The 21,069-nt window shown below is 49.5% G+C and carries 24 protein-coding genes and 3 pseudogenes; 22 read left to right on the top strand and 5 right to left on the bottom strand.

Annotated features, from left to right (window positions below; genetic code table 11):
- The coding region (locus KP814_RS30035) for a JAB domain-containing protein (protein ID WP_305858285.1) at window positions 1-333 on the top strand (333 nt) is incomplete at its 5' end.
- 38 nt (window positions 334-371) lie between these two features.
- Here the strand turns inward: KP814_RS30035 and KP814_RS30030 are convergent.
- Window positions 372-644: a hypothetical protein gene (locus KP814_RS30030; protein WP_216740240.1), complete on the bottom strand. Its 273-nt coding sequence runs from the start codon at window positions 642-644 to the stop codon at window positions 372-374.
- Between the two features lie 344 nt (window positions 645-988).
- Between KP814_RS30030 and KP814_RS33540 the strand changes: the two genes are divergently transcribed.
- The 3 genes from KP814_RS33540 to KP814_RS33535 are packed head-to-tail and all read left to right on the top strand — an operon-like array spanning window position 989 to window position 1,839.
- Window positions 989-1,105 (top strand): transposase family protein, encoded by a 117-nt coding sequence (locus KP814_RS33540; protein ID WP_216740242.1) that lies wholly within the window; start codon window positions 989-991, stop codon window positions 1,103-1,105.
- Window positions 1,106-1,405: an ISAs1 family transposase gene (locus KP814_RS30020; RefSeq protein ID WP_216740241.1), complete on the top strand. Its 300-nt coding sequence runs from the start codon at window positions 1,106-1,108 to the stop codon at window positions 1,403-1,405. It begins immediately after the preceding gene.
- Window positions 1,288-1,839, top strand: a complete 552-nt coding sequence (locus tag KP814_RS33535) for an ISAs1 family transposase (protein WP_371824102.1) — start codon at window positions 1,288-1,290, stop codon at window positions 1,837-1,839. The genes KP814_RS30020 and KP814_RS33535 overlap by 118 nt, the downstream gene beginning before the upstream one ends.
- On the opposite strand, the gene KP814_RS33275 is transcribed toward KP814_RS33535, so the two are convergent.
- A complete protein-coding gene (locus tag KP814_RS33275; protein ID WP_305858286.1) occupies window positions 1,794-1,904 on the bottom strand; it encodes a hypothetical protein in 111 nt (36 codons plus the stop codon). The two genes, KP814_RS33535 and KP814_RS33275, sit on opposite strands and share 46 nt — an antisense overlap.
- 503 nt (window positions 1,905-2,407) lie before the next feature.
- A pseudogene (locus KP814_RS33530) lies at window positions 2,408-2,486 on the bottom strand (transposase); the annotation flags it as partial.
- A 415-nt stretch (window positions 2,487-2,901) separates the two neighbouring features.
- Between KP814_RS33530 and KP814_RS30000 the strand changes: the two are divergent.
- The 10 genes and pseudogenes from KP814_RS30000 (at window position 2,902) to KP814_RS29960 (ending at window position 13,077) form a co-directional block, all read left to right on the top strand.
- Complete coding sequence (locus KP814_RS30000) at window positions 2,902-3,222, top strand: cytochrome c (RefSeq protein WP_216740238.1); 321 nt, start codon at window positions 2,902-2,904, stop codon at window positions 3,220-3,222.
- Window positions 3,223-3,409: 187 nt separating this feature from the next.
- Window positions 3,410-3,625 (top strand): annotated as a pseudogene (locus tag KP814_RS33525) (transposase family protein); the annotation flags it as partial.
- Window positions 3,599-4,075, top strand: coding sequence for an ISAs1 family transposase (locus KP814_RS29995; protein WP_371824101.1), 477 nt, complete (start codon window positions 3,599-3,601; stop codon window positions 4,073-4,075). The pseudogene KP814_RS33525 and the gene KP814_RS29995, both read left to right, overlap by 27 nt.
- Window positions 4,076-4,225: 150 nt before the next feature.
- Window positions 4,226-6,364: a transcriptional regulator NosR gene (gene nosR / locus KP814_RS29990; RefSeq protein WP_216740236.1), complete on the top strand. Its 2,139-nt coding sequence runs from the start codon at window positions 4,226-4,228 to the stop codon at window positions 6,362-6,364.
- Window positions 6,365-6,390: 26 nt separating this feature from the next.
- The gene (nosZ, locus tag KP814_RS29985) at window positions 6,391-8,310 is read left to right on the top strand and encodes a TAT-dependent nitrous-oxide reductase (protein WP_216740235.1); all 1,920 of its coding nucleotides are present in this window, start codon (window positions 6,391-6,393) and stop codon (window positions 8,308-8,310) included.
- 14 nt (window positions 8,311-8,324) lie between these two features.
- Complete coding sequence (locus tag KP814_RS29980; RefSeq protein WP_216740234.1) at window positions 8,325-9,638, top strand: nitrous oxide reductase family maturation protein NosD; 1,314 nt, start codon at window positions 8,325-8,327, stop codon at window positions 9,636-9,638.
- 1 nt (window position 9,639) lies between these two features.
- Window positions 9,640-10,557 (top strand): ABC transporter ATP-binding protein, encoded by a 918-nt coding sequence (locus KP814_RS29975; RefSeq protein WP_216740233.1) that lies wholly within the window; start codon window positions 9,640-9,642, stop codon window positions 10,555-10,557.
- Window positions 10,554-11,381 carry an ABC transporter permease gene (locus tag KP814_RS29970; protein ID WP_216740232.1) on the top strand — a complete coding sequence of 276 codons (828 nt, stop codon included), beginning with the start codon at window positions 10,554-10,556 and terminating at the stop codon, window positions 11,379-11,381. Before KP814_RS29975 ends, KP814_RS29970 begins: the two co-directional genes overlap by 4 nt.
- 40 nt (window positions 11,382-11,421) lie before the next feature.
- Window positions 11,422-12,012: a nitrous oxide reductase accessory protein NosL gene (locus KP814_RS29965; protein WP_216740231.1), complete on the top strand. Its 591-nt coding sequence runs from the start codon at window positions 11,422-11,424 to the stop codon at window positions 12,010-12,012.
- 492 nt (window positions 12,013-12,504) lie between these two features.
- The gene (locus KP814_RS29960) at window positions 12,505-13,077 is read left to right on the top strand and encodes a DUF192 domain-containing protein (RefSeq protein WP_216740230.1); all 573 of its coding nucleotides are present in this window, start codon (window positions 12,505-12,507) and stop codon (window positions 13,075-13,077) included.
- Between the two features lie 241 nt (window positions 13,078-13,318).
- Here KP814_RS29960 and KP814_RS29955 read toward each other — a convergent pair whose 3' ends face one another.
- The gene (locus KP814_RS29955; protein ID WP_216740229.1) at window positions 13,319-13,801 is read right to left on the bottom strand and encodes a YbaK/EbsC family protein; all 483 of its coding nucleotides are present in this window, start codon (window positions 13,799-13,801) and stop codon (window positions 13,319-13,321) included.
- Window positions 13,802-14,113: 312 nt separating this feature from the next.
- Here KP814_RS29955 and KP814_RS29950 point away from each other — a divergent pair, with 312 nt between their 5' ends.
- From KP814_RS29950 to KP814_RS29930, 5 genes are all read left to right on the top strand, one after another.
- Window positions 14,114-14,287, top strand: a complete 174-nt coding sequence (locus KP814_RS29950; RefSeq protein WP_083769874.1) for a periplasmic nitrate reductase, NapE protein — start codon at window positions 14,114-14,116, stop codon at window positions 14,285-14,287.
- Between the two features lie 113 nt (window positions 14,288-14,400).
- Window positions 14,401-14,670 carry a chaperone NapD gene (locus KP814_RS29945; protein ID WP_216740228.1) on the top strand — a complete coding sequence of 90 codons (270 nt, stop codon included), beginning with the start codon at window positions 14,401-14,403 and terminating at the stop codon, window positions 14,668-14,670.
- A gap of 50 nt (window positions 14,671-14,720) precedes the next feature.
- Entirely contained in the window at window positions 14,721-17,213 is a 2,493-nt protein-coding gene (napA, locus tag KP814_RS29940; RefSeq protein ID WP_216740227.1) for a periplasmic nitrate reductase subunit alpha, read from the top strand.
- A 9-nt stretch (window positions 17,214-17,222) separates the two neighbouring features.
- Window positions 17,223-17,669 carry a nitrate reductase cytochrome c-type subunit gene (locus tag KP814_RS29935; RefSeq protein ID WP_216740226.1) on the top strand — a complete coding sequence of 149 codons (447 nt, stop codon included), beginning with the start codon at window positions 17,223-17,225 and terminating at the stop codon, window positions 17,667-17,669.
- A gap of 2 nt (window positions 17,670-17,671) precedes the next feature.
- Window positions 17,672-18,265 carry a NapC/NirT family cytochrome c gene (locus KP814_RS29930; RefSeq protein WP_216740225.1) on the top strand — a complete coding sequence of 198 codons (594 nt, stop codon included), beginning with the start codon at window positions 17,672-17,674 and terminating at the stop codon, window positions 18,263-18,265.
- A 196-nt stretch (window positions 18,266-18,461) separates the two neighbouring features.
- Here KP814_RS29930 and KP814_RS32980 read toward each other — a convergent pair.
- Window positions 18,462-18,578 (bottom strand): annotated as a pseudogene (locus KP814_RS32980) (DUF6500 family protein); the annotation flags it as partial.
- A gap of 166 nt (window positions 18,579-18,744) precedes the next feature.
- Between KP814_RS32980 and KP814_RS29925 the strand changes: the two are divergent.
- From KP814_RS29925 to KP814_RS29915, 3 genes are all read left to right on the top strand, one after another.
- Entirely contained in the window at window positions 18,745-19,629 is an 885-nt protein-coding gene (locus tag KP814_RS29925) for a DUF6694 family lipoprotein (RefSeq protein WP_216740224.1), read from the top strand.
- Window positions 19,630-19,741: 112 nt separating this feature from the next.
- On the top strand, window positions 19,742-20,104 hold the full coding sequence (locus KP814_RS29920) for a hypothetical protein (RefSeq protein ID WP_216740223.1): 363 nt from the start codon (window positions 19,742-19,744) through the stop codon (window positions 20,102-20,104).
- 322 nt (window positions 20,105-20,426) lie between these two features.
- A partial coding sequence (locus KP814_RS29915; RefSeq protein ID WP_216740222.1) for a hypothetical protein occupies window positions 20,427-21,069 on the top strand: 643 nt, incomplete at its 3' end.

Here is a 21,069-nt window from a genome sequence, read left to right as displayed (position 1 = left end):
GGACTTTTCCTGGATACTCAGAACCGATTGATCGCCTACGAAGTGCTATTCCGTGGCGCGATCGACGAGGCCCATATTTATCCTCGCGAAGTGGTGAAAGCGGCCTTACGCCATAACGCTGCAAAAGTCATCGTCGCCCACAACCATCCTTCAGGCGACCCCAAACCTAGCGTTAACGACCAGCTCATTACCTACCGCTTGCTGCAAGCGTTGATGCTCGTTGAAATTCCACTCATCGACCACTTTGTGGTGGGAGGGGATCAAGTCGTGAGCATGGCGGCGCAGGGTCTTTTTGGGAAACGGCCACGGAAGCTGCCAGAGCCAGCAATGTAATAATCCTATGACGACGGGAATAGACAAGTCCCGTCGTTTCACTCGCTACCCTTTCCAATAGGTAAAAAGTCACCAGCCCCGGACTTCATCCTCTTTAACTGATACTCCATTGACGATTGGCTCATTAGACGTGTGATCTCTTTTAAGCTCAATCCACGATATGTTTTGGCTTCTTTATGAGAGATATTGCCGCTTAGTATTTGCGTTTCAAAACTACCGCAAAGTGCAGCGTCAGGCACATATTCAGGGAGATATCGACGAATCGCTTCTTCAGCAATTTGTTGGGGAGATTTTTGACTGCGCGAGTCCATATGCAATGCCCATCCTAGAGTACAAGTTAAAGCAAGTCCCATAATGTTTGTTTTATGATCACCTCGTCAAGCTAGTATTGACGGCTAGTTCAGACTTCCTATACCAATAGGCTTATACACCCAAATGTCTCTGAATAGTAAAATATTCTTGCATTGTAAAAATACGTAACACTTTTTTAGCTCTGCGTCATCTCCGCCTCAAGGGTCAGGAAAGGCGTAATACAAGGGATGTTTCCTGCATGTACTCCAGCCGCCGTTACCGCGTCAACCATTGGACCGATGGGAGAGTCGAAGAACTATCGTCGCCCAATGCCACCAGTCCTATCGAGTGATTTGAGTCTTTTCTGGAGCTGCCCAACGGCATTCCCTCCCACGACACCTTCAACAACATTTTTGCGAAGTTAGATCCCGAGGCGCTAGAGACAAGCTTTCTATCCTGGGCTTCGACGTTGGCGGAGTAGATTCCAGATGATCAGATCGCAATCGACGGCAAAACGCTACGGCGCTCATACGACCGGTCCTCTTCCAAACCCGCCATCCATATGGTTAGCGCCTGGTCGACAGCGAACGAACTGGTGTTGGGACAGGTGAAAACTCAGGAGAAATCCAATGAGATCACTGCTATTCCTAAACTGTTGAAGGCATTGTCACTAAAAGGAAGTCTCGTCACCCTGGGCGCGCTGAGGATGAAAAGCGGCGCTGCCGCGTTTCAACGAATCTGGAGGGCCTGGAAAAGCTACAAAGTCGCTGGCAAGACCTGAAGAGTTTCATCGTCGTAGAAACAGAGCGAATGGAGTCAGGACAAAGAACGCTGGAGCGCCGCTTGTATATTTCGAGTCGAGAGGGGGATGCGAGATATTTCCTGGATGCGACGCGAAAGTACTGGCACATAGAGAACAAACTGTATTGGGTGCTGGATATAGCATTTAAAGAGGATGTCTCGCGGCATCGCATGGGACACAGCGCGGAGAATCTAGCGGTGTTGAGACATATGGCGTTGAATTTACTGAAGAATGAGAAGACGGACAAAGGAGGTATAAAAACTAAGAGGCTACGAGCAGGCTGGGACCATGGTTACTTAAAAAAAGTGCTATCGGGCCTGGCTACTTTGCAGCCACAAAGTGCGATTTGCCTGCCGCACTGCCCGCGTCAAAGGGCCGTCTTGCCAGAAGGCCCGTCTCTGCCGGTCAAATAGTCCGAAACAGTCAGATCGTCGTGATAAGCGACGGTGTATAAACGCCGGCTCAAACGATGGGCCATGTGCTGCACAAAGCGGGTTTTACCACACCCAGTCGCCCCCTTGATCAGCACTGGTAAACCATGATTGCAGGCTTTTTCAAACAGCTCGATTTCACCGCCTTGGGGAGGGAAGGTAGTAAGGGCGTCCTAAGTGGCGTTTATAGGCTGGCGATCCTGTGCTGAGTCATGTCCGATCTCTGTTTTTTACCCTATCCGAAACCTGTTTTCGCTCATGCACCCACGATGGGGTATCTATCCTTGCCTTTTGCAATACATTGACCCATATCAACTTTTCTTGGAAGGCACTAGAGTAGTCTTATACCACATACAGCAGCAGGTGCCTATATAGACTGATTCTGCTCATGGAAGATGAATGCTGCTTATTTGTAACCAAGCTGTGGCTCAGTTATTTAAAATAACCTATGTTTTAAGTACCTAAGAGAAATTAATCTTATATTCCTGTCCAAACTTTGACAGGATGTCGTTCACTGACTCTTTCAGCCTGTCGAAAGGCTCATACAAATCCAAAGGCAGCCAGATGTACTTCACTTTTCGCCACAAGATCTCTATCAGGTTTAGCTCTGGTGAATATTTCGGCGAATAGATCGGCCATATACCTTTATCTATCCAGCTTTTGGTGGCGGACTCATACATCCCGGAATATTCAGCCTCTTGCTGTGTGGATAGGATTTCAGCTGCGTCAATTGGCCCACAGGGCTTCAGCCATAAGGTAACCTGAAATTGGCGGAAGGCACCTTCATTACTTAGCAAGATGGCATGACAGCGAATATGGAAACGAGAGTTCGGGCTGTAGCGGAACCCATCGGTTAGCGTTTTGATTTCAGTGGGCTTGAGATGATTGACGCACTTCACGGTGCAGAATTTAATCATGTCGGGCGTTGTAAGTGGCCTATTTTATTAGAAAATTTTTATTTGGCTACTTAAAAATTTGAATAAATTCAGGAAGTGTACTAATTTTTCATTACCTATTTCTTAAAAAGATAAGGATGGCTGCTACATGTTAAAACTGATTACAAGCTCAGCTTTAGGGGTATTTCTGGCTGTAATGTCAAATGTATCGCAGTCTGCAGATGCTGAAGCAGGAAAAGCTAGAGCTGCTGTTTGTGCCGCTTGCCATGGAGCAAATGGAAAAGCTACGATTCCTATGTATCCAAATTTAGCAGGTCAAAATGAACAATATCTGCTGGGTGCGCTGAAAGCCTACAAAAATAAGGAGAGGACAGGTGCTCAGGCGATAATTATGCAAGGCCAAGTAGCAGCTCTAAGCGATGAGGATTTGGCTAACCTTGCAGCATACTTCGCGAACCTTAAGCAATAAATATTAGCTGAAAAAGCTTCAATCAACTGAAGGAAATAAACATATAAACTGTATGAATTATGCACTTTAACCACTTTTACTTTTATATTTACAGGGTAATACGTACAGGCAAATCGCACTATATGGTTGAATACTAGACAGTAAATTCATAGAGTACGCCCCTTTTTCTCCCCTAATAAGGACTGTTATGGGCTCTTTGTTAATTGATGGCGTTAAACACCATTTCTCCAGCCTTCCTGATCTTCGTCGAGAGACGCTGCGGCATAATTTCTATGATGTTCTCATCATCACGCGGTTTGGCGACGCCAAAAAAGAGTGGTTTGAGTCTTTTCTGGAGCTGCCCAACGGCATTCCCTCCCACGACACCTTCAACAACATTTTTGCGAAGTTAGATCCCGATGAGAAGCGGCGCTGCCGCGTTTCAACGATTCTGGAGGGCCTGGAAAAGCTACAAAGTCGCTGGCAAGACCTGAAGAATTTCATCGTCGTAAAAACAGAGCGAATGGAGTCAGGACAAAGAACGCTGGAGTGCCGCTTGTATATTTCGAGTCGAGAGGGGGATGCGAGATATTTCCTGGATGCGACGCGAAAGCACTGGCACATAGAGAACAAACTGCATTGGGTGCTGAATGTCGCGTTTAAAGAGGATGACTCGCGGCATCGCATGGGACACAGCGCGGAGAATCTAGCGGTGTTGAGACATATGGCGTTGAATTTACTGAAGAATGAGAAGACGGACAAAGGAGGTATAAAAACTAAGAGGCTACGAGCGGGCAGGGACCATGGTTACTTAAAAAAAGTGCTATCGGGTCTGGCTACTTTGTGGCCACATAGTGCGATTTGCCTAGGTTAGTAAGTTTGTTAAAGCGGAAGACAAACATTTCTTACATACCACCTTAGTGATAGCTGCAAGCTTAACCCTAACCCCTTTGATATGTATCAATAAGCGACCAAGTAGACCCTTTTAACCTTAGCTGTCACGCTGCACTCCAGGAGTTATAACGTGGGATATTCGTTTGAAGGTTGCTTACGGTTAGTCTTACTTGCCTTACTTCTGCTGTTAACGCCTACTTGGGGTTACGCTGGGGAACCGCTGGCAGCGATTGATACGCAACGGATCAAAGAGATATTTCCTCAGGCTGACGTCATCTCAGATCCCCTGGGCGATCCTCCAGTCCGCACAATCAGTCGGGGCAATCACACGCTGGGTTACGCTTACCAAACCCATGACGTTTTTCAGATTCCCGCCTACTCAGGCAAGCCCATCAATCTTCATATCATTCTTGACGCTGAAGGGACCATTAAAGACGCAGTCGTTCTGGAACATCATGAGCCGATCCTGTTAGTCGGCATTCCTGAGCAAAAGCTGTTTGATTTTGTCGCCGGCTATCAAGAAGTTGGCGCAAACGATCGGGTGGTGGTGGGGCATTCAGACTCCGCGACCAAAAGCGTGGATGCGATTACCGGCGCCACGGTTACCGTTATGGTGGTGAATGAGTCAATCATGCGCTCGGTTCGTAAAGTGGCGACGTCTCTAGGCCTGATCAACGCCAACGCCGCAGCGCCGATACGTGGGGAAGTGTTGGAGGATTTATTCAATGCCGCCGATTGGACTCAATTGACAGGCGTCGGAGCGATACGTCGGCTACATCTGAGTCGCGGGCAGGTGGATGAGTCGTTTCGGGATACCGCAGCGGAAGGCGTCGACGACGCTCCGCCCGATTCAATGGATGAAACCTTTATCAACTTGTACTACGCCTATCTGAATGCGCCCACGATAGGCCGCAACCTGCTTGGCGAAAGCCAGTATCGCTGGTTGATGGAGGAACTAAAGCCAGGCGAACACGCCATTGCCGTGATGGCGGAAGGACTCTACTCCTTCAAAGGCTCCGGCTATGTCCGCGGCGGTATATTCGATCGAGTGCAGTTGCGTCAGCGCGGCGACATTATCAGTTTTCGCGATCTCGATTATTACCGCTTAAGCGACGTCTACGCTCAGGGCATGCCGGAATTTCGGGAGATGGCGATTTTTGTGATTCGCTCACATTATGATTTCGATCCTGGCGGCTCCTGGGACCTTGAGCTGCTGGTGCGGCGACAAACGGGCCCGGTGGAGGGCGTATTCTCAAGCTTCTCCGCGACCTATCAGATACCCGACGCCTACGTGAGCAGACCTTCGCCGATAGTGGTGGATGAACCTGACCCTGAGCCCATTTGGATCAGCATTTGGCGCAATAAGAGCATGCAGATTGGCGTAGTGATCGTCAGTCTGGCGCTGCTGCTGATCATTCTGTTTCTGCAGGACTATTTCGTACGCTTTCCACGCCTACTCCATAACCTGCGACGCATTTATCTTCTCTATACGGTGATATTTCTTGGCTGGTACGCGCTGGGGCAACTGTCCATCGTCAACGTTCTGACCTTTACTCACGCGGTCATGCAGGATTTTCACTGGGAATTATTCCTGATTGATCCGGTGATTTTTATTTTGTGGACATTTACCGCCGCAACCATTCTGTTATGGGGACGCGGCGTATTCTGTGGCTGGCTCTGTCCTTTCGGCGCTTTGCAGGAACTGATCAATGAAGCCGCGCGCAAGCTAAAGATCCCCCAATTTGATCTGCCGTTCGGGCTCCATGAGCGTTTGTGGGCAGTGAAATACATTATCTTGCTGGCTTTGTTCGGAGTGTCGTTGGAATCCATGGCGACGGCGGAGAAATATGCGGAGGTGGAACCTTTTAAAACCTCGATAACGCTGCTTTTCAACCGGGAATGGTGGTTTGTCGCATACGCTGGCGTACTGCTCCTGATCAACGTTTTTACCCGCAAGTTTTACTGCCGCTACATCTGTCCATTAGGGGCGGCATTGGCGATTCCCACTAAATTCCGCCTGTTTGATTGGCTAAAGCGGCGAAAAGAGTGCGGGAACCCCTGTCAACTCTGCGCCGTGGAGTGCGAAATTCAGGCGATTCATCCTGATGGCCGCATCAACGCCAATGAGTGTCACCACTGCCTTGACTGCCAGATGACCTATCACAACGAGCGTAAATGTCCGCCGCTGGTGCTGAAAAACAAACGCCAGCGCAAGAATGCCGCTGCGCCCAGGCCGGAACGCATCCCGGCGACGCAACTGGACGGCTGATTCCATTGATGAACAGGAGCTTAACTATGAAAGATGCAGACAAATCGTCACAACCTACACCGGATACCCGGGATTCTGGAATCAGTCGTCGCGGCTTCCTTGGCGGAGCTGCGGTGACAGGCGTATCCGCGGTTACCGGAATGGCTGCGATGACGGGTTTCGGTTCTTCCATCATGAGCCCCGAATCCTGGGCGGCGGCGGTAAAGACCGCGCATCAGAAAGCCTCGGTGGAGCCTGGAGAGCTGGATGAATACTATGGCTTTTGGAGCGGAGGCCATTCAGGGGAAGTGAGGGTGTTGGGGGTGCCTTCCATGCGCGAATTAATGCGCATCCCGGTATTCAATGTGGATTCCGCCACAGGATGGGGCCTGACCAATGAGAGTAAACAAGTGCTGGGAGAGTCAGCGCGGTTTTCCAATGGCGACGCCCACCATCCTCATGTGTCCATGACGGATGGGCGGTATGACGGCAAATATCTGTTTATCAACGACAAAGCCAATACCCGGGTGGCGCGTATCCGCCTGGACATCATGAAGTGCGATAAAATCACCACCATTCCCAATGTGCAGGCGATCCATGGTTTGCGGCTACAGAAAGTTCCCCGCACCAAATATGTGTTTTGCAATGCTGAGTTTGTGATTCCACAGCCCAATGACGGCACAGACATGGAAAATCTGGAAAATCATTACACCATGTTCAATGCTGTAGACGCGGACACCATGGAAGTCGCCTGGCAGGTTATTGTCGACGGTAATCTGGATAACACCGATGCGGATTACTCCGGTAAGTATGTCGCCTCTACCTGCTATAACTCGGAAAAAGGACTGCTATTGACGGATACCATGCGCAATGAGCGCGACTGGGTCGTCGTGTTCAACGTGCCGAGAATTGAGGCTGCCATTAAGGCGGGTAACTTCAAAACGATTGGCGACGCCAAAACGCCGGTGGTGGATGGTCGTCATGGTTCTGAGCTGACCCGTTATATTCCCGTTCCCAAAAACCCACACGGGCTAAATACTTCCCCTGACGGCAAGTACTTCATGGCCAATGGAAAGCTGTCGCCCACGGTCTCCATCATCGCCATCGATAAGCTGGATGACCTGTTTGACGGCAAGTATAAAGACGAGCGCGACGTGATCGTAGGCGAACCGGAGCTGGGCCTGGGGCCGCTGCACACCACCTTCGACGGCCGCGGTTTTGCCTACACGACGCTGTTTATAGACAGTCAGGTGGCGAAGTGGAATATCGCCGAAGCCATACGCGCTTATAACGGAGAGAAGGTGAACTATATTAAGCAGAAGCTGGACGTACAGTACCAGCCGGGGCACAACCACGCGAGCCTGACCGAGTCCCGGGATGCTGATGGGAAGTGGCTGGTGGTTCTCTGCAAGTTCTCAAAAGACCGTTTCCTTCCTGTGGGGCCGCTGCATCCAGAGAATGATCAGCTAATCGATATCTCTGGGGAGGAGATGGCCCTGGTCCATGATGGACCAACCTACGCTGAACCCCATGACTGTATATTGGTGCGCCGGGACCAGATCCGCCCACTGAAAATATGGAGCCGGGATGACCCATTCTTCGCCTCCGCCGTGGCGCAAGCCAAAAAGGATGGAATTACTTTAGAGACGGATAACAAGGTTATTCGCGACGGTAATAAAGTGCGCGTGTACATGACTTCCGTCGCGCCCATCTACGGCCTCACCGAGTTTCGGGTGAAGCAGGGAGATGAAGTCACCGTTTACATTACCAATATGGATATGGTGGAGGATGTCTCCCATGGTTTCTGTATGGTGAATCATGGGGTCAGTATGGAAATCAGTCCCCAGCAGACTTCATCCGTCACTTTTGTGGCGTCTGAGCCGGGCGTGCATTGGTATTACTGTAATTGGTTCTGCCACGCCCTGCATATGGAAATGCGCGGCCGTATGATTGTGGAAAAGGCTTGAGGCTCGGACATCCCATGCGCGGATTCCTGTCACGGCTGATTTCTGGCCTTAGCATGGCGCAGGCGTCATTCCTGTGCCTTGCGGCGGGATATGCGTCGGCGACTCTGCAAGAGTTGCCGATGATCCAGGCGACCAATGGAGAGTGGGTGCTGCCGGAGGGCGTTTATGAAGGCAATTTCGCCGTTTCCCGCAGCCTTCATTTTCGTTGCCTGCCTGGCGCGGTCATCAACGCCGGCGGTCAGGGGCACGGGCTCCGTCTCAGGGCGCCGGACATAACCGTCCGCGACTGTGAGATTCAAAACTGGGGACGTAATCTGACAAACCTGGACGCCGGTATTTTCATCGAGCGTCAAGCCGCTGGCGCGGTGGTGGAGAACGTCCGTCTGAGCGGGCCGGGATTTGGCGTCTGGGTAGACGCCACTCCTAACGTCACTTTGCGCGGCAACCAAATTCAAGGCGACGTCAGCGTGCGTTCACAAGATCGCGGCAATGGCATTCATCTGTTCGCCGTCACCGGCGCTCTCGTTGAAGGTAATGAGGTGTCGCAAACGCGGGATGGCATCTACATCGACACCTCCAACAATAACACCCTGGCAGACAACTTCCTGCACGATCTGCGTTACGGGGTGCATTACATGTACTCACACGAAAATGCGGTGCTGAATAACTGTACCTTGCGCACCCGCACAGGCTATGCGCTGATGCAGAGTCGTAAACTGACCGTAGAGGGAAACTATTCCGAACAGGATCAGAACTACGGCATTCTGATGAATTACATCACCTATTCCACTTTGCGCAACAACCAGGTCGTCGGCGTGAAGCAGGGAGAAATGGCGGGCGTTGGGGTAGATGGCGCTGAAGGTAAGGCCTTATTCGTTTATAACTCACCGTTTAACGTTTTTGAGCGCAACCGCTTTGAACAGAGCGATATTGGCGTCCATCTGACGGCCGGCTCAGAAGATAACTTAGTGGGGGGGAATGCGTTTATTCATAATCGGCGTCAAGTGAAATACGTAGCGACACGCCTGCAAGAGTGGTCAACCAATGGTAAAGGAAATTTCTGGAGCGATTATCTGGGATGGGATCGTAACGCCGATGGGATTGGCGATGTTCCCTATGAACCCAATGATAACGTGGACCGACTCTTATGGACCTACCCACAAGCCCGATTGCTGATGCACAGCCCATCCATCGACGTATTGCGTTGGGCGCAACAGGCCTTTCCCGTAGTGAAGTCTCCTGGCGTCAGGGATAGTGCGCCGTTGATGCGGAATACAGTACAACATGAAGCACAAACGGCGTGCCGTAAAAAGGGGAGGGGGAAATAGCATGATTCACCTGGAAGGGGTTAGCCAGTACTACGGCCGTCATCAGGTTCTGCATGACCTCAATCTGACCTTGGGGGAAGGCGAAGTGCTGGGATTATTCGGACATAACGGCGCCGGCAAAACGACGACGATTAAACTCATACTTGGATTGCTTCGTCCTGATCGCGGCAATGTGCTCACCCTGGGGCGCAGCCCGAATCAGGTGGATATGCGTCGCCAGATCGGCTATCTGCCAGAAAATGTCATGTTCTATCCGCAACTAAGCGGTTTGGAGACCTTGCGTTACTTCGCGCGGCTTAAACAAGCGCCTTTGACCCAGGTGAAGAGCCTGCTGGAACAAGTGGGACTGTCGGAAGCGGCAAACCAGAAAGTCAAAACCTACTCAAAAGGCATGCGACAACGTCTCGGCCTTGCTCAAGCGCTATTGGGCGAACCCAGGCTGCTCCTGCTGGATGAGCCGACTGTGGGACTCGACCCGATCGCAACCGCTGATTTGTATGAATTGGTGGATGGACTGCGACGTCAGGGGGCAGGGATCATTTTATGCTCCCATGTGTTGCCTGGAGTGGAGCCTCATATTGATCGGGCGGCGATCCTCGGCCATGGGCGTTTGCGTGCGGAAGGCTCTCTGGGTGAATTGCGCCGTCAGGCGCAGGCGCCGATTCGGCTTAGGTTGTCGGGCGTTAAGCACCGGGACCAATGTTTGGAGCGCTGGAAAGACCAGATTCCCGATATGCGTCCGGTTAACGCCCATAGTTTGGAGATCGCCACCGACGCGCAACATAAGCTGGAGCTGCTGAAAGTATTGCTGACCAGCATCCAGGTAGAGGATGTAGACATCCACCAGCCCGGCCTGGAGGACTTATATCGGTATTTCATCGCCGATGACCCTGCGCAAATAAAGGAGACGCAGCAATGAGTCAGATCTGGCGCATCGCCCAAAAAGAAGTCAGCGACGGCTTACGCAACCGCTGGCTGCTCGCTATCACGATGACGTTTGCGATACTGGCGATTGGCATTGCCTGGTTTGGTTCAGCGGCGTCAGGTGAAATCGGGTTCTCCAATGTGGAGACTACTATCGCCAGTCTCACTAGTCTGGCCAGCTTTCTGATTCCCCTCATTGCACTGCTGGTAGCCTATGACGCGATTGTCGGAGAGGATGAAGGCGGAACCTTGTTGTTGCTGCTGACTTACCCGCTGAGTCGAATGCATTTGTTAATAGGGAAGTTTTGCGGTCATAGCATAATTCTTGGTTTGGCGGCGGTAGCGGGCTTCGGCTCCGCCGCTCTGGCGATTGTGGTCTTCGCCGAGGGGGTCGTTGTTAGCGAGGTTTTAGCGGCTTTTGGCCGTTTTATCCTGTCATCCACACTATTGGGATGGTCGTTTCTGGCGCTTGCCTATCTTGTCAGCGCGCTGGTGACGGAGAAAAAACGCGCCGCCGGGCTGGCGTTGTCGATATGGTTTCTGTTTGTGCTGGTGTTTGATCTGGCTTTATTAGCGCTTCTGACCTCCACCGAAGGCGGGATGAGTCCTGAGACGCTTCCCTGGCTACTGATGCTTAATCCGACGGATATTTATCGTCTCATTAATTTGGCGGCGATGAATGGGTTTGGCGGAGTCAGCGGCGCACTGGCGATCGGGGCGGATTTGCCTCTGACCCATGGGTTATGGCTCGGTTTGGCGGTATGGGTGGCCGCGCCTCTTCTGCTGGCGCATGTCGCCTTTATGCGGAGAGCCATTTAGTAGCCGGCCCGCCGGAAGACAAAGCGGGATGTAATCTTTAATGCTTGCTTTAAATGAGACAGGTGACGTTGTGTACGGAATACATGAATGGACATTGAAATACTCCTTGTGCGTATTGCTGATTATCGCTTTGCTTGGCCTGGCGGGTTGCCGCGAACCTGACAGGGAAGCAAACGCCCAGCTGGCGGCAGTAGACTTTGAGCCAAGCGACGAATGTCATATCTGCGGAATGGTCATCGCCAACTTGCCAGGCCCCAAAGGAGAAGCATTGCTTGCCGATGGTCGTGTATTTAAGTTTTGCTCAACCTATGAACTTTTTACTTGGTTGCTGCAACCAGAGAATCGGCATCTAGGCTCCGCCGTATTTGTGCATGACATGTCGCGCACAGATTGGAATAAGCCAGACAATGACCACCTTATAGACGCCAGGACAGCTTCATATGTAATGGGCGCAAAGGTTAAATCAGGAATGGGGGCATCTTTGGCATCATTTAAAAGTAAAGAAGATGCGAAAGTATTTATGGCTAATAATGGTGGACGTCTGTTGGACTATAAGCAGATCAACTTGGATAGTCTAAATGGTAGCGAAGACCGGTCGATAATATCAAAAGAGGTTCACTCTCACCATTAGCTGTAGAAGTTCAGATCAGACCTGAACTTCTACAGCTTTGGCTACGTTGTTTGAGTAAAGTAAATCGCCCCAGTTTCAATACCATTATCCTAATATTAGAATGCCCTGAACTCTCAGGATGTTATTAAGATTATTGGTTAACTGCCAGAGATCATTTTTCTGTTTCGCGTTTCCAATTAAATACAAAAGATCAACCGCTTTAACCGAATAATGTCGTTTCAAACTTTACTTTACCACCCACTGAAAGGCGCTCGGCCAGATATCTCATCCTCCATCTGGCCGCCTTTCAGACCCATAAAGCAATAACATAATCTCAAACAGTCATTCTTAAATACACAAAGAGGGCTAGGAAAAGGACTATTCGGCTCTCTTACCATAACCATTTCCCTGCCATGGCATTGTCTTGACTGAAACGACTCCACGCCACTGATATTAATGGCCCAAATTATGGTTTAGACTTCAGAAAAGGAAACAGCCCAGAGTAAAGGATTCATGAGTCAGCGTTTGAGAAGCTCGTCTGCAGCGACTATATTCCAACGATTATTGACTTTCTTGTTTGTGATTCTATGCCAAGGATGCGCCTCCAACGATCTAGCTTTTCTAAAGCCCACACATACATTGTTAACGCCCAAGGGCGATCAGATTCCTGTTGGCTGGGCGGTGTCACGTGAAGAAAAAAGACGGGGGCTCAGCTTCCTAAAGGCTGAGCAGTTCCCTTCTCATCAGGGACTACTGTTCTATTATAATACGTTCCAGCTTCGCGCATTCTGGACGGCGGAAACGTATTTTAATCTGGACATTATATTCTTGGACGATAGTTATGTAGTTACCGCCATAGAAAGGAATGTTCCTAACTACCGCTATTCCGAGCCGGCCGAGCCGAGACCGCGCACAGGACTGCATCTTTGCCGATTTATTCTGGAGTTGGTTGCCGGGCGAAGTAAAGAACTCAATCTACAGGTTGGTGACCGGCTCCGTTGGACAGTCCCGGAAGAGATTGAAACCTTCCTGCTCTCAGTTTCTCAGCACTCCCGCCCGACCACGTGGCCGGGGGCCCCTGACTAACTTAGGTATAACTCTCCCCTTATAGGTTTGGCTATTCCATATCTCAGTCAAAGGCCTGATTTATCCTCACTATGCGCCGTCAGAATTCTCACCTCTGTTCCATCCATGCGAATCAATTCGAGTCCGCAGTTGAAGTCATCAATAATTTCCTGGTGTTTGAGGTTAGGTTCCGACACCCAGTTAAGGGAGTACGACTTCTCCTCTGCTGGGGCGGAGCATTGATTTCCACTGGGCTCTGATGCTACTCCGCGAGATCTAGGAAAGTCCCACCTGTCAATCGTTCAAGGTCATCTGGTTTCAGTGAAAATACAGCGAAAGGTGTTCCCGCCGCAGCCCAGATAGTTTCAAATTCTTTCAGGTCAGGATCAAGAAATGTGGTAACTTTTTCGGTATGCCCCACCGGAGGCACGCCACCGATAGCGTAACCCACTCGCTTTTTCACGAAATCACCATCGGCTTTACTTAGCCTAATTCCGGTTGCTTGCTCAATCTTCTTTGTATCGACGCGATTGGAGCCCGATGCCACTATCAACACAGGCTTATCTAAGTCAGCATCTTTGAATACCAACGATTTGGCAATCTGAGGTACGCTGCAGCCAATAGCATCGGCAGCTTCTTTAGCAGTGCGGGTAGAGTCAGGCAGCTCTTTAACTTCCATTGCAAAACCATTTTCTTGCAAAAACAGCTGTACGCGCTGAGCGCTAGCAGACAGTGACTTACTCATATCTTCACTCCACCTATTCCATTACAGGTCAAGCTAACAATGCCTAATTGATGCCATGACGAGCATTGATCAGATGTGGTCAAAATAATGCTTTAAGGCCGAATCTATAACAAGCCCAATAATGTGGTTAAGAATTCAAGAGAAGAGTCGACATTGAGTTTATACCTGATCAAATAATGTACTTTATTCTGATCTGATCCGACAATTTGAATTGGGTTTGCGTCCGGCCATTAGTTGAACTAACTTTTTTAGACAACCTCTGCATGCATGTGCAGATATAGCAGGACAGCTGTAATGGCGTTGTGGGGTCATATGAAAAATTCTATTGAAGCTCCCGAATCCGCTAACACGGAAAAAAAGAGAGAGCTCACCGTCTTCATCTTTCTCGCAGTAATTTTGGCGCCTGTCCTTAGCGTCGTCATCGTTGGCGTCTACGGATTATCTGTCTGGTTATTACAGCACTTTACCGGTCCGCCCGCCGGCTGACGCCACTGAATCAATCAGTGTTATTGGGCTCGCCGCCGTAAGAGGTTGGGACAAAGCCATCCGAAGCATCATGGCTGTACGCATACTGACGCGATCAATATGAAGGAGGAAGCATGGAACAGGATGAACATATCGTCAGTTTCCTCATTCAGTGCGCGCCGCAGCGGGTTACTTTCCTCTCACAACTGTTGCATCAGCCTCCGACACAAGAAGTCACGCATTCAGAGCAAGTCGGCAAGATTGTTGTGGTGATGGCGACTACCTGTAGAGAGATGGTTTCTAACTTTCTGAACGACACGCTCCATTTGACGGGCGTTTTTAGCGTCAATCTGATCTATCACCACTGTGAGCGCGCCAGCGAGCTCGACCGGAATATGTCTTAACGGAAGCTCCTTTCGCTATATAGCGCTCCCCAGAGCACAGGTAGTGCGATATGACTACACGAAGAGAGTTCATCAAGCGTTCCGCGGCGGTAACCGCCGCCTGCACTGCGGGCATCAGTCTTTCTGGCGAAGCCAGTAATGTCATTACTGATTCGGAATACACCCGCCTGAAGTGGTCCAAAGCGCCCTGCCGATTCTGTGGAACAGGCTGCAGCGTTAATGTCGCGGTTAAGGATAATCAAGTGGTGGCGACTCACGGAGACATCCAGTCGGAAGTCAACAGAGGCCTTAACTGCGTCAAAGGGTACTTCTTATCCAAAATTATGTACGGAAAGGATCGGCTTACTCAGCCGTTGCTGCGCAAGAAGAACGGGGAGTATCACAAAGACGGCGATTTCACGCCGGTGACGTGGGATGAAGCCTTTGACGTGATGGCGAAGCAGTTTAAAAAGACGCTCAAAGAAAAAGGGCCAACCGCTGTCGGTATGTTTGGCTCAGGGCAATGGACGGTATGGGAAGGCTATGCGGCCGTCAAACTGTATAAGGCCGGATTTCGCTCCAATAATATTGACCCCAATGCGCGCCATTGTATGGCGTCTGCGGTCGCAGGGTTTATGCGCACGTTCGGAATCGATGAGCCCATGGGCTGCTATGATGATATCGAACATGCGGACGCCTTCGTTCTCTGGGGCTCCAACATGGCGGAGATGCACCCTATCCTATGGACGCGAGTGACAGACCGCCGGTTAAGCCATCCCCATGTCAAAGTCGCCGTCCTGTCGACCTTTCAGCACCGATGCTTCGATCTGGCCGACCTCCCCATTATCTTCACGCCGCAGGCGGACCTGGCGATATTGAACTACATCGCCCGATACATTATTGAAAAGGACATGGTCAACTGGGACTTCGTTAATAAACACGTCCGTTTCAAAGTCGGCGCTGCGGATATTGGCTATGGTTTGCGGCCTGAGCATCAGTTGGAACTGGCGGCGGCGAACGCCAACAATCCCGGCGGCGCCAAAGACAGTTCCTTCGAGGAATATAAAAATTTTCTGCAACAGTATGACGCTCAATATGTCTCGAAACTATCTGGGGCGCCCAAGGAAAAGCTGGATCAATTAGCTGAGCTTTACGCCAATCCCAAGACCAGAGTCACTTCCTTTTGGACCATGGGCTTCAATCAGCATACGCGAGGCGTATGGTGTAACAATCTCGTCTATAACCTGCACCTGTTGACAGGAAAAATTTCCAGTCCCGGAAATAGTCCCTTTTCGTTGACCGGGCAGCCCTCCGCCTGCGGCACCGCACGCGAAGTGGGTACGTTCGCACACAGACTGCCCGCCGACATGGTGGTCACCAACCCTAAACATCGAGAGTTTGCTGAAAAAACCTGGAAGGTACCGCTAGGGATCATTCCTGATAAACCCGGATACCACGCGGTTCTGCAAAATCGCAAGCTCCGGGATGGCGAACTGAACGCCTATTGGGTCCAGGTTAACAATAACGTGCAGGCTGCCCCCAACATGCTGGAAGAAACTCTGCCAGGCTATCGTAACCCCAATAACTTTATCGTGGTGTCTGAAGCCTATCCCACTGTGACCTCACAAGCCGCTGACCTTATTCTGCCTGCGGCAATGTGGGTTGAGAAAGAAGGCGCATACGGAAACGCGGAAAGACGAACACAATTCTGGCATCAGTTGGTCAGCGCGCCAGGAGAAGCAAAATCCGACCTCTGGCAGATAATGGAATTCTCCAAACGCTTTACGACAGACGAAGTCTGGCCGGAAGAAATACTTTCCAGGAGCCCGGAATTCAAGGGTAAGTCTTTATTTGACGTGCTATTCGCAAACAATAGCGTGAATAAATATTCCATTGAGGAAATAGACCCAAACTATAAAAATCACGAGTCTGAACACTTCGGTTTTTACGTTCAGAAAGGCCTGTTTGAAGAGTACGCTATTTTTGGCAGAGGCCACGGTCACGACCTGGCTGAGTTTGATCGCTACCATGAAGCGAGAGGATTACGATGGCCTGTCGTAGACGGCAAAGAAACCCTCTGGCGATTCCGCGAAGGCTCGGACCCCTATGTCAAAAAGGGCGCAGGATATCAGTTTTACGGGCATTCGGACGGTAAAGCGATAATATTCGCCCTGCCCTATGAGCCGCCCGCTGAGTCTCCTGACCAGGATTATCCCTACTGGCTTGTGACAGGAAGGGTTCTGGAACACTGGCACTCAGGGAGTATGACCCAGCGAGTCCCCGAACTTTATCTCGCAGAGCCTGACGCCCTGGTCTATATGCACCCTGACGACGCCCGCAAGCTCGGCGTTCGTAGAGGCGATGAAATCAAAGTCGTGTCCCGCCGCGGCGAAATGCGCAGCCGGGTGGAAACCCGCGGCAGAAATAAACCTCCCGCAGGTTTGGTGTTCGTCCCGTGGTTCGACGCCAGTCAGCTGATCAACAAATGCACCCTGGACGCAACGGACCCCATTTCGAAACAGACTGACTTCAAGAAGTGTGCGGTCAAGCTGATCAAGGTATAGGGGGATGCAATGAAAAAGTGGCTTATTCTTCTTGCTCTACCGGTAGTGACGGCGCTGGTCTGGGCGGAAAACATTGCAACGCTGCGAAACGCGCCTTTAGATGAAAACCCAGAACCGCCCTATATCCCCCAAGTACTGAACGAGGATATCAAGCGGGAACGGGCCTACCCTATGCAGCCTCCCACGATTCCGCACAAGATCGATAACTATCAGGTGGACCTTAATAATAATCAATGCATGCATTGTCATAGTCGACACCGCACTGAGATATCGCAAGCGCCAATGGTTAGCGTCACCCACTATATGGACCGAGAGGGAAATTTCTTGGCGGAAGTTTCTCCACGACGCTATTTCTGCAATCAGTGCCACGTACCGCAGACCAACGCCAAACCGCTGGTCGAGAATAATTTTAAGGACATACGGCAGATCATTCAGGATAAGCGTAAGGAGCAATAGCTATGAGAGCTATCCGCTGGATAAAGCCGCTATGGCGTACGCTCAATCGTCCGAGCGTCCACTTTTCTCTTGGCTTTCTGGTTATGGGAGGCTTCATAGGAGGCATCGTATTCTGGGGGGGCTTTAATACCGCCTTAGAAGCGACGAATGAGGAGCGCTTTTGCATTAGCTGTCATGAGATGGAAAGTAACGTCTATCGTGAGCTTCAGGATACTATTCACTGGGCCAATCGCTCAGGCGTGCGCGCCACCTGCCCAGACTGCCATGTCCCCCACAATTGGACCGATAAAATCGCCAGAAAGATGCAGGCGTCCAAGGAAGTCTGGGGGTGGCTTTTCGGTACGATAAACACCAAAGAAAAATTTGAAGCAAATCGGCGGGAGCTCGCCGAGCATGAGTGGGCGCGTTTCAAGGCCAACAATTCGCTGGAATGCCGAAACTGCCACTCCGTTGAGTCTATGGACTTCACTCGCCAAAGCAAACGGGCTCGTGATGCGCATGCAGGCTTCCTCGTTACTGGTGAGAAAACCTGCATAGACTGCCATAAAGGCATCGCCCATCGCTTACCCAACATGGCGGACGTAGAAGACTGGTAATTTCTCAGGACAAATAAATCTGGAGCGTAGCTGTTAAGGACTGATCCAATGTGGATGTGGAAAGCGTTGTAATTGCCCCCCTTAGACAATAGCCCTCAAAGGTTACTTATTCTTTATTAAGATTAGCCATAGAGATGATTTCTGATTGTGATACAGCCTCAAATATCAGACAACGGTTATAGTTCTCAACATAACATCATACCTTGAGAACCATCTCCCTAATTTTGGTTGCCTTTTCGAAGTGATCCAGCTTGTTGGTTAAAATCCACCATTCAGCCGCCTCTGTCAGCAGCTCAGGATCGTCATTTTTATTAGCGAAAAAGTTACACCAGCGTTGGTGCTCTTCATCACGATCCCCAAGTCATGCCCAAATAGCCACAAATCACCTAGGAGAGCTTTCCGCTTACAATCTGTAAACGATATAATTCATCAACTATTATCTAAAACTATCAGTACCTTACCAACTCGGGAATTTCCTAATGAAACGGACCATTCTATTATTTTTTCTATTACTCACAGGTTGCTTCGGTCCAGAGACACTAGATGCAACCAATGACGCTACAGTTAAAAACTCTGTTCAAAAAATGTTGGAAGAGCTACCGGAATCCAAACGGGGTGAGTTCCAAAAAGCAATTATGTACTTTTCTTTGGGTGGGGGAAAAGGAGTCAAATCTCTCGTAGGCGCCGTTCTCTCCGGTGGAAAGAGCACTTCCACAGAGTTGGCTCCATTTATAAATATACAGTCCATAGACGGCCTTACCTCCGATCAGATTCTAACCAAGTACCATGAACGTCTTGCGGAAGATAATGCTATACGTGAGAGGGAAATGGCTGAAAAACAAAAAGTTCGGTCATTAATCTCCAACGCTGAAGAACTACTCAAGAGTAATAAATTTAAAGAAGCTATTGCAAAATATGAGGCACTGAGCGAGTTACCCTCAGGACGGGAAGAGGCACAGGAAGGAATAGAGAGAACCACTCAAGCGATGCGAGACTTCGCGGAGAAAGCGGACTACATGTCCAAAGTGGAAATTACCGAGTTCTTTGCTAGGAGGATTGATACCTATTCTGATAAGGGTGTTCCAGCCGTCAGGATCTCACTTAAAAATACCGGTAATCGCTCTTTGGATAAGGTCGAAGTAGTTGTCTACTTCCAGGATAAATCCGGCAATACCATTTATGAGAAAGATTTCCTTCCAGTATTAGTAAGTAGATACTCATTTAGTGGTGATAACAAGCCACTCAAGCCTGGTTACATTCAGGAGATGGAGAAAGGGAAATACTACACCATAGACTCCGCGTTATCAGAGTGGGAAGAAGGTAAAGCGACTATTAAGGTGACGGATATTAAGTTCACTCCGTAGCGCCACTATAGGCGCTCCTAAGCTTAAGTATTTTATACGCTTTACCTAGGGCGCCTCAGCTATCTAGGCTTGTATACACACAATATTACTTCTTAACGGTAAGGACACCGGCATGCCAACATTTGAGGACGAACCTCTACCGACATATCAAGAGGCAAAACAGCGAATCGCCACTCGTGTTGATCCATCAAATCTAAGAGGGGCTGAACTGGCTTTATGGATGGTTTTGGAAAAAGATTTTCCATTAAATGTCGCGTTATCTAGCGCTCAGAGGAAGCATGGCATCGTGAAAGCTAAAGTAGAACGAGCATTAAAAGAGGTCATTCCTCAAAGCTTCTTTCTGGAGAGAAGAGCCAAAGCGCTTAGCCAGATGGACAAGAGCAAAGTCGGTCCTCCCAGTGCAAAGTGGCGAATAAAGCAAGAGGAAGAAAGAGCCCACAGACACATGCGGGAGATTACGGCGGAAGATGGTTAATCTGGAAGCAAGAGTTTTGGCCTGTTAATCTGTTCAGGCTCATACATGATCTGACACTGTCAGAAATATGCCAATTGCGGTCTTTTTTACTTTGACAAAATATCAACTAAATCGAGTAGAGGGAAGGCCTGTTGTTTCAGGAAACTATTCGGATTATAACCCTATTTCTCGTTTCAGTGATCGAGACTTCCAACTATACATTTCTGAAATATTGTGGATTATTAGTGCTGGAATAGAGCACAAAAATCAGGATAGAAAGGGGGCTCTACCATTTAGACTGAGGCCATCCTTCTGAAGAATTTATTAGAACACCAAGGAAAGTATGCAGATACCGTTACTATCTATAGACAAGAATTACGAGTCTTTAAATGATGCTAAAGTGACTGCCAAGGTAATTGACAGTTACATATGCGCGAGGAGTCTGAATCTACTGGGATTCCCAAAAAGGAAAGAACACATATTAGAGTTAGTAACTCATAAGCTTCAATACTGGGAAAGACTTATCGCAGAAGCAAACGAGCTGTTTTGGTTAAAGAATGAAGGAAGAGGGTGTGCTGTATTTTATCCGAACCAAAATTGTGGCTATACGAGGGTTTATATATATAAGCCCACAAAAGAGCACGATATACGAAGAGATCAACAATGGAATATAGGGACATGGCGGAGCATTCAATCAGAAACCTCATTGTTAGATATTTTAAGCTCAATTGAATGCTTAGACATATTCTATAACTGGAAAGCACACCAATTACAAATAAATTCTGTTCCTACTGAATTTGCGGACGGGCGGATTTCTAATACAGCTGTTGATAAAGTAATGATCCTACCCACCAATGATAGACACCCTGTTAAGCGAGTACACTACGCTACAGAGGTGAACTATGACCAAACAGAAAACATCAAACTCCAAATCTCGCCAACGTTATTCCGACGAGTACAAGGCGGAAGCCCTGGCGCTAGTTCAA

It is taken from the genome of Hahella sp. HN01 (genome assembly GCF_018986435.1).
In the GTDB taxonomy this organism is placed as follows: Bacteria; Pseudomonadota; Gammaproteobacteria; order Pseudomonadales; family Oleiphilaceae; genus Hahella.
The sequence above is the reverse complement of the archived record's forward strand: the minus strand, read 5'-3'. Positions and strand labels throughout refer to the sequence as shown.

Bases quoted from the DNA above. Each gene is read 5' to 3' on its own strand.
- KP814_RS29950 (WP_083769874.1), top strand. From the start codon at position 14,114: ATGAAAAATTCTATTGAAGCTCCCGAATCCGCTAACACGGAAAAAAAG.
- KP814_RS30000 (WP_216740238.1), top strand. From the start codon at position 2,902: ATGTTAAAACTGATTACAAGCTCAGCTTTAGGGGTATTTCTGGCTGTA.
- KP814_RS29975 (WP_216740233.1), top strand. From the start codon at position 9,640: ATGATTCACCTGGAAGGGGTTAGCCAGTACTACGGCCGTCATCAGGTT.
- KP814_RS29925 (WP_216740224.1), top strand. From the start codon at position 18,745: ATGAAACGGACCATTCTATTATTTTTTCTATTACTCACAGGTTGCTTC.
- KP814_RS33275 (WP_305858286.1), bottom strand. From the start codon at position 1,904: ATGGCCCATCGTTTGAGCCGGCGTTTATACACCGTCGCTTATCACGAC.
- KP814_RS29955 (WP_216740229.1), bottom strand. From the start codon at position 13,801: ATGAGTAAGTCACTGTCTGCTAGCGCTCAGCGCGTACAGCTGTTTTTG.
- KP814_RS29965 (WP_216740231.1), top strand. From the start codon at position 11,422: ATGCTTGCTTTAAATGAGACAGGTGACGTTGTGTACGGAATACATGAA.
- KP814_RS29945 (WP_216740228.1), top strand. From the start codon at position 14,401: ATGGAACAGGATGAACATATCGTCAGTTTCCTCATTCAGTGCGCGCCG.
- KP814_RS29935 (WP_216740226.1), top strand. From the start codon at position 17,223: ATGAAAAAGTGGCTTATTCTTCTTGCTCTACCGGTAGTGACGGCGCTG.
- KP814_RS29930 (WP_216740225.1), top strand. From the start codon at position 17,672: ATGAGAGCTATCCGCTGGATAAAGCCGCTATGGCGTACGCTCAATCGT.
- KP814_RS29970 (WP_216740232.1), top strand. From the start codon at position 10,554: ATGAGTCAGATCTGGCGCATCGCCCAAAAAGAAGTCAGCGACGGCTTA.
- KP814_RS29920 (WP_216740223.1), top strand. From the start codon at position 19,742: ATGCCAACATTTGAGGACGAACCTCTACCGACATATCAAGAGGCAAAA.
- KP814_RS30030 (WP_216740240.1), bottom strand. From the start codon at position 644: ATGGACTCGCGCAGTCAAAAATCTCCCCAACAAATTGCTGAAGAAGCG.
- nosZ (WP_216740235.1), top strand. From the start codon at position 6,391: ATGAAAGATGCAGACAAATCGTCACAACCTACACCGGATACCCGGGAT.
- KP814_RS29980 (WP_216740234.1), top strand. From the start codon at position 8,325: ATGCGCGGATTCCTGTCACGGCTGATTTCTGGCCTTAGCATGGCGCAG.
- KP814_RS29960 (WP_216740230.1), top strand. From the start codon at position 12,505: ATGAGTCAGCGTTTGAGAAGCTCGTCTGCAGCGACTATATTCCAACGA.
- napA (WP_216740227.1), top strand. From the start codon at position 14,721: ATGACTACACGAAGAGAGTTCATCAAGCGTTCCGCGGCGGTAACCGCC.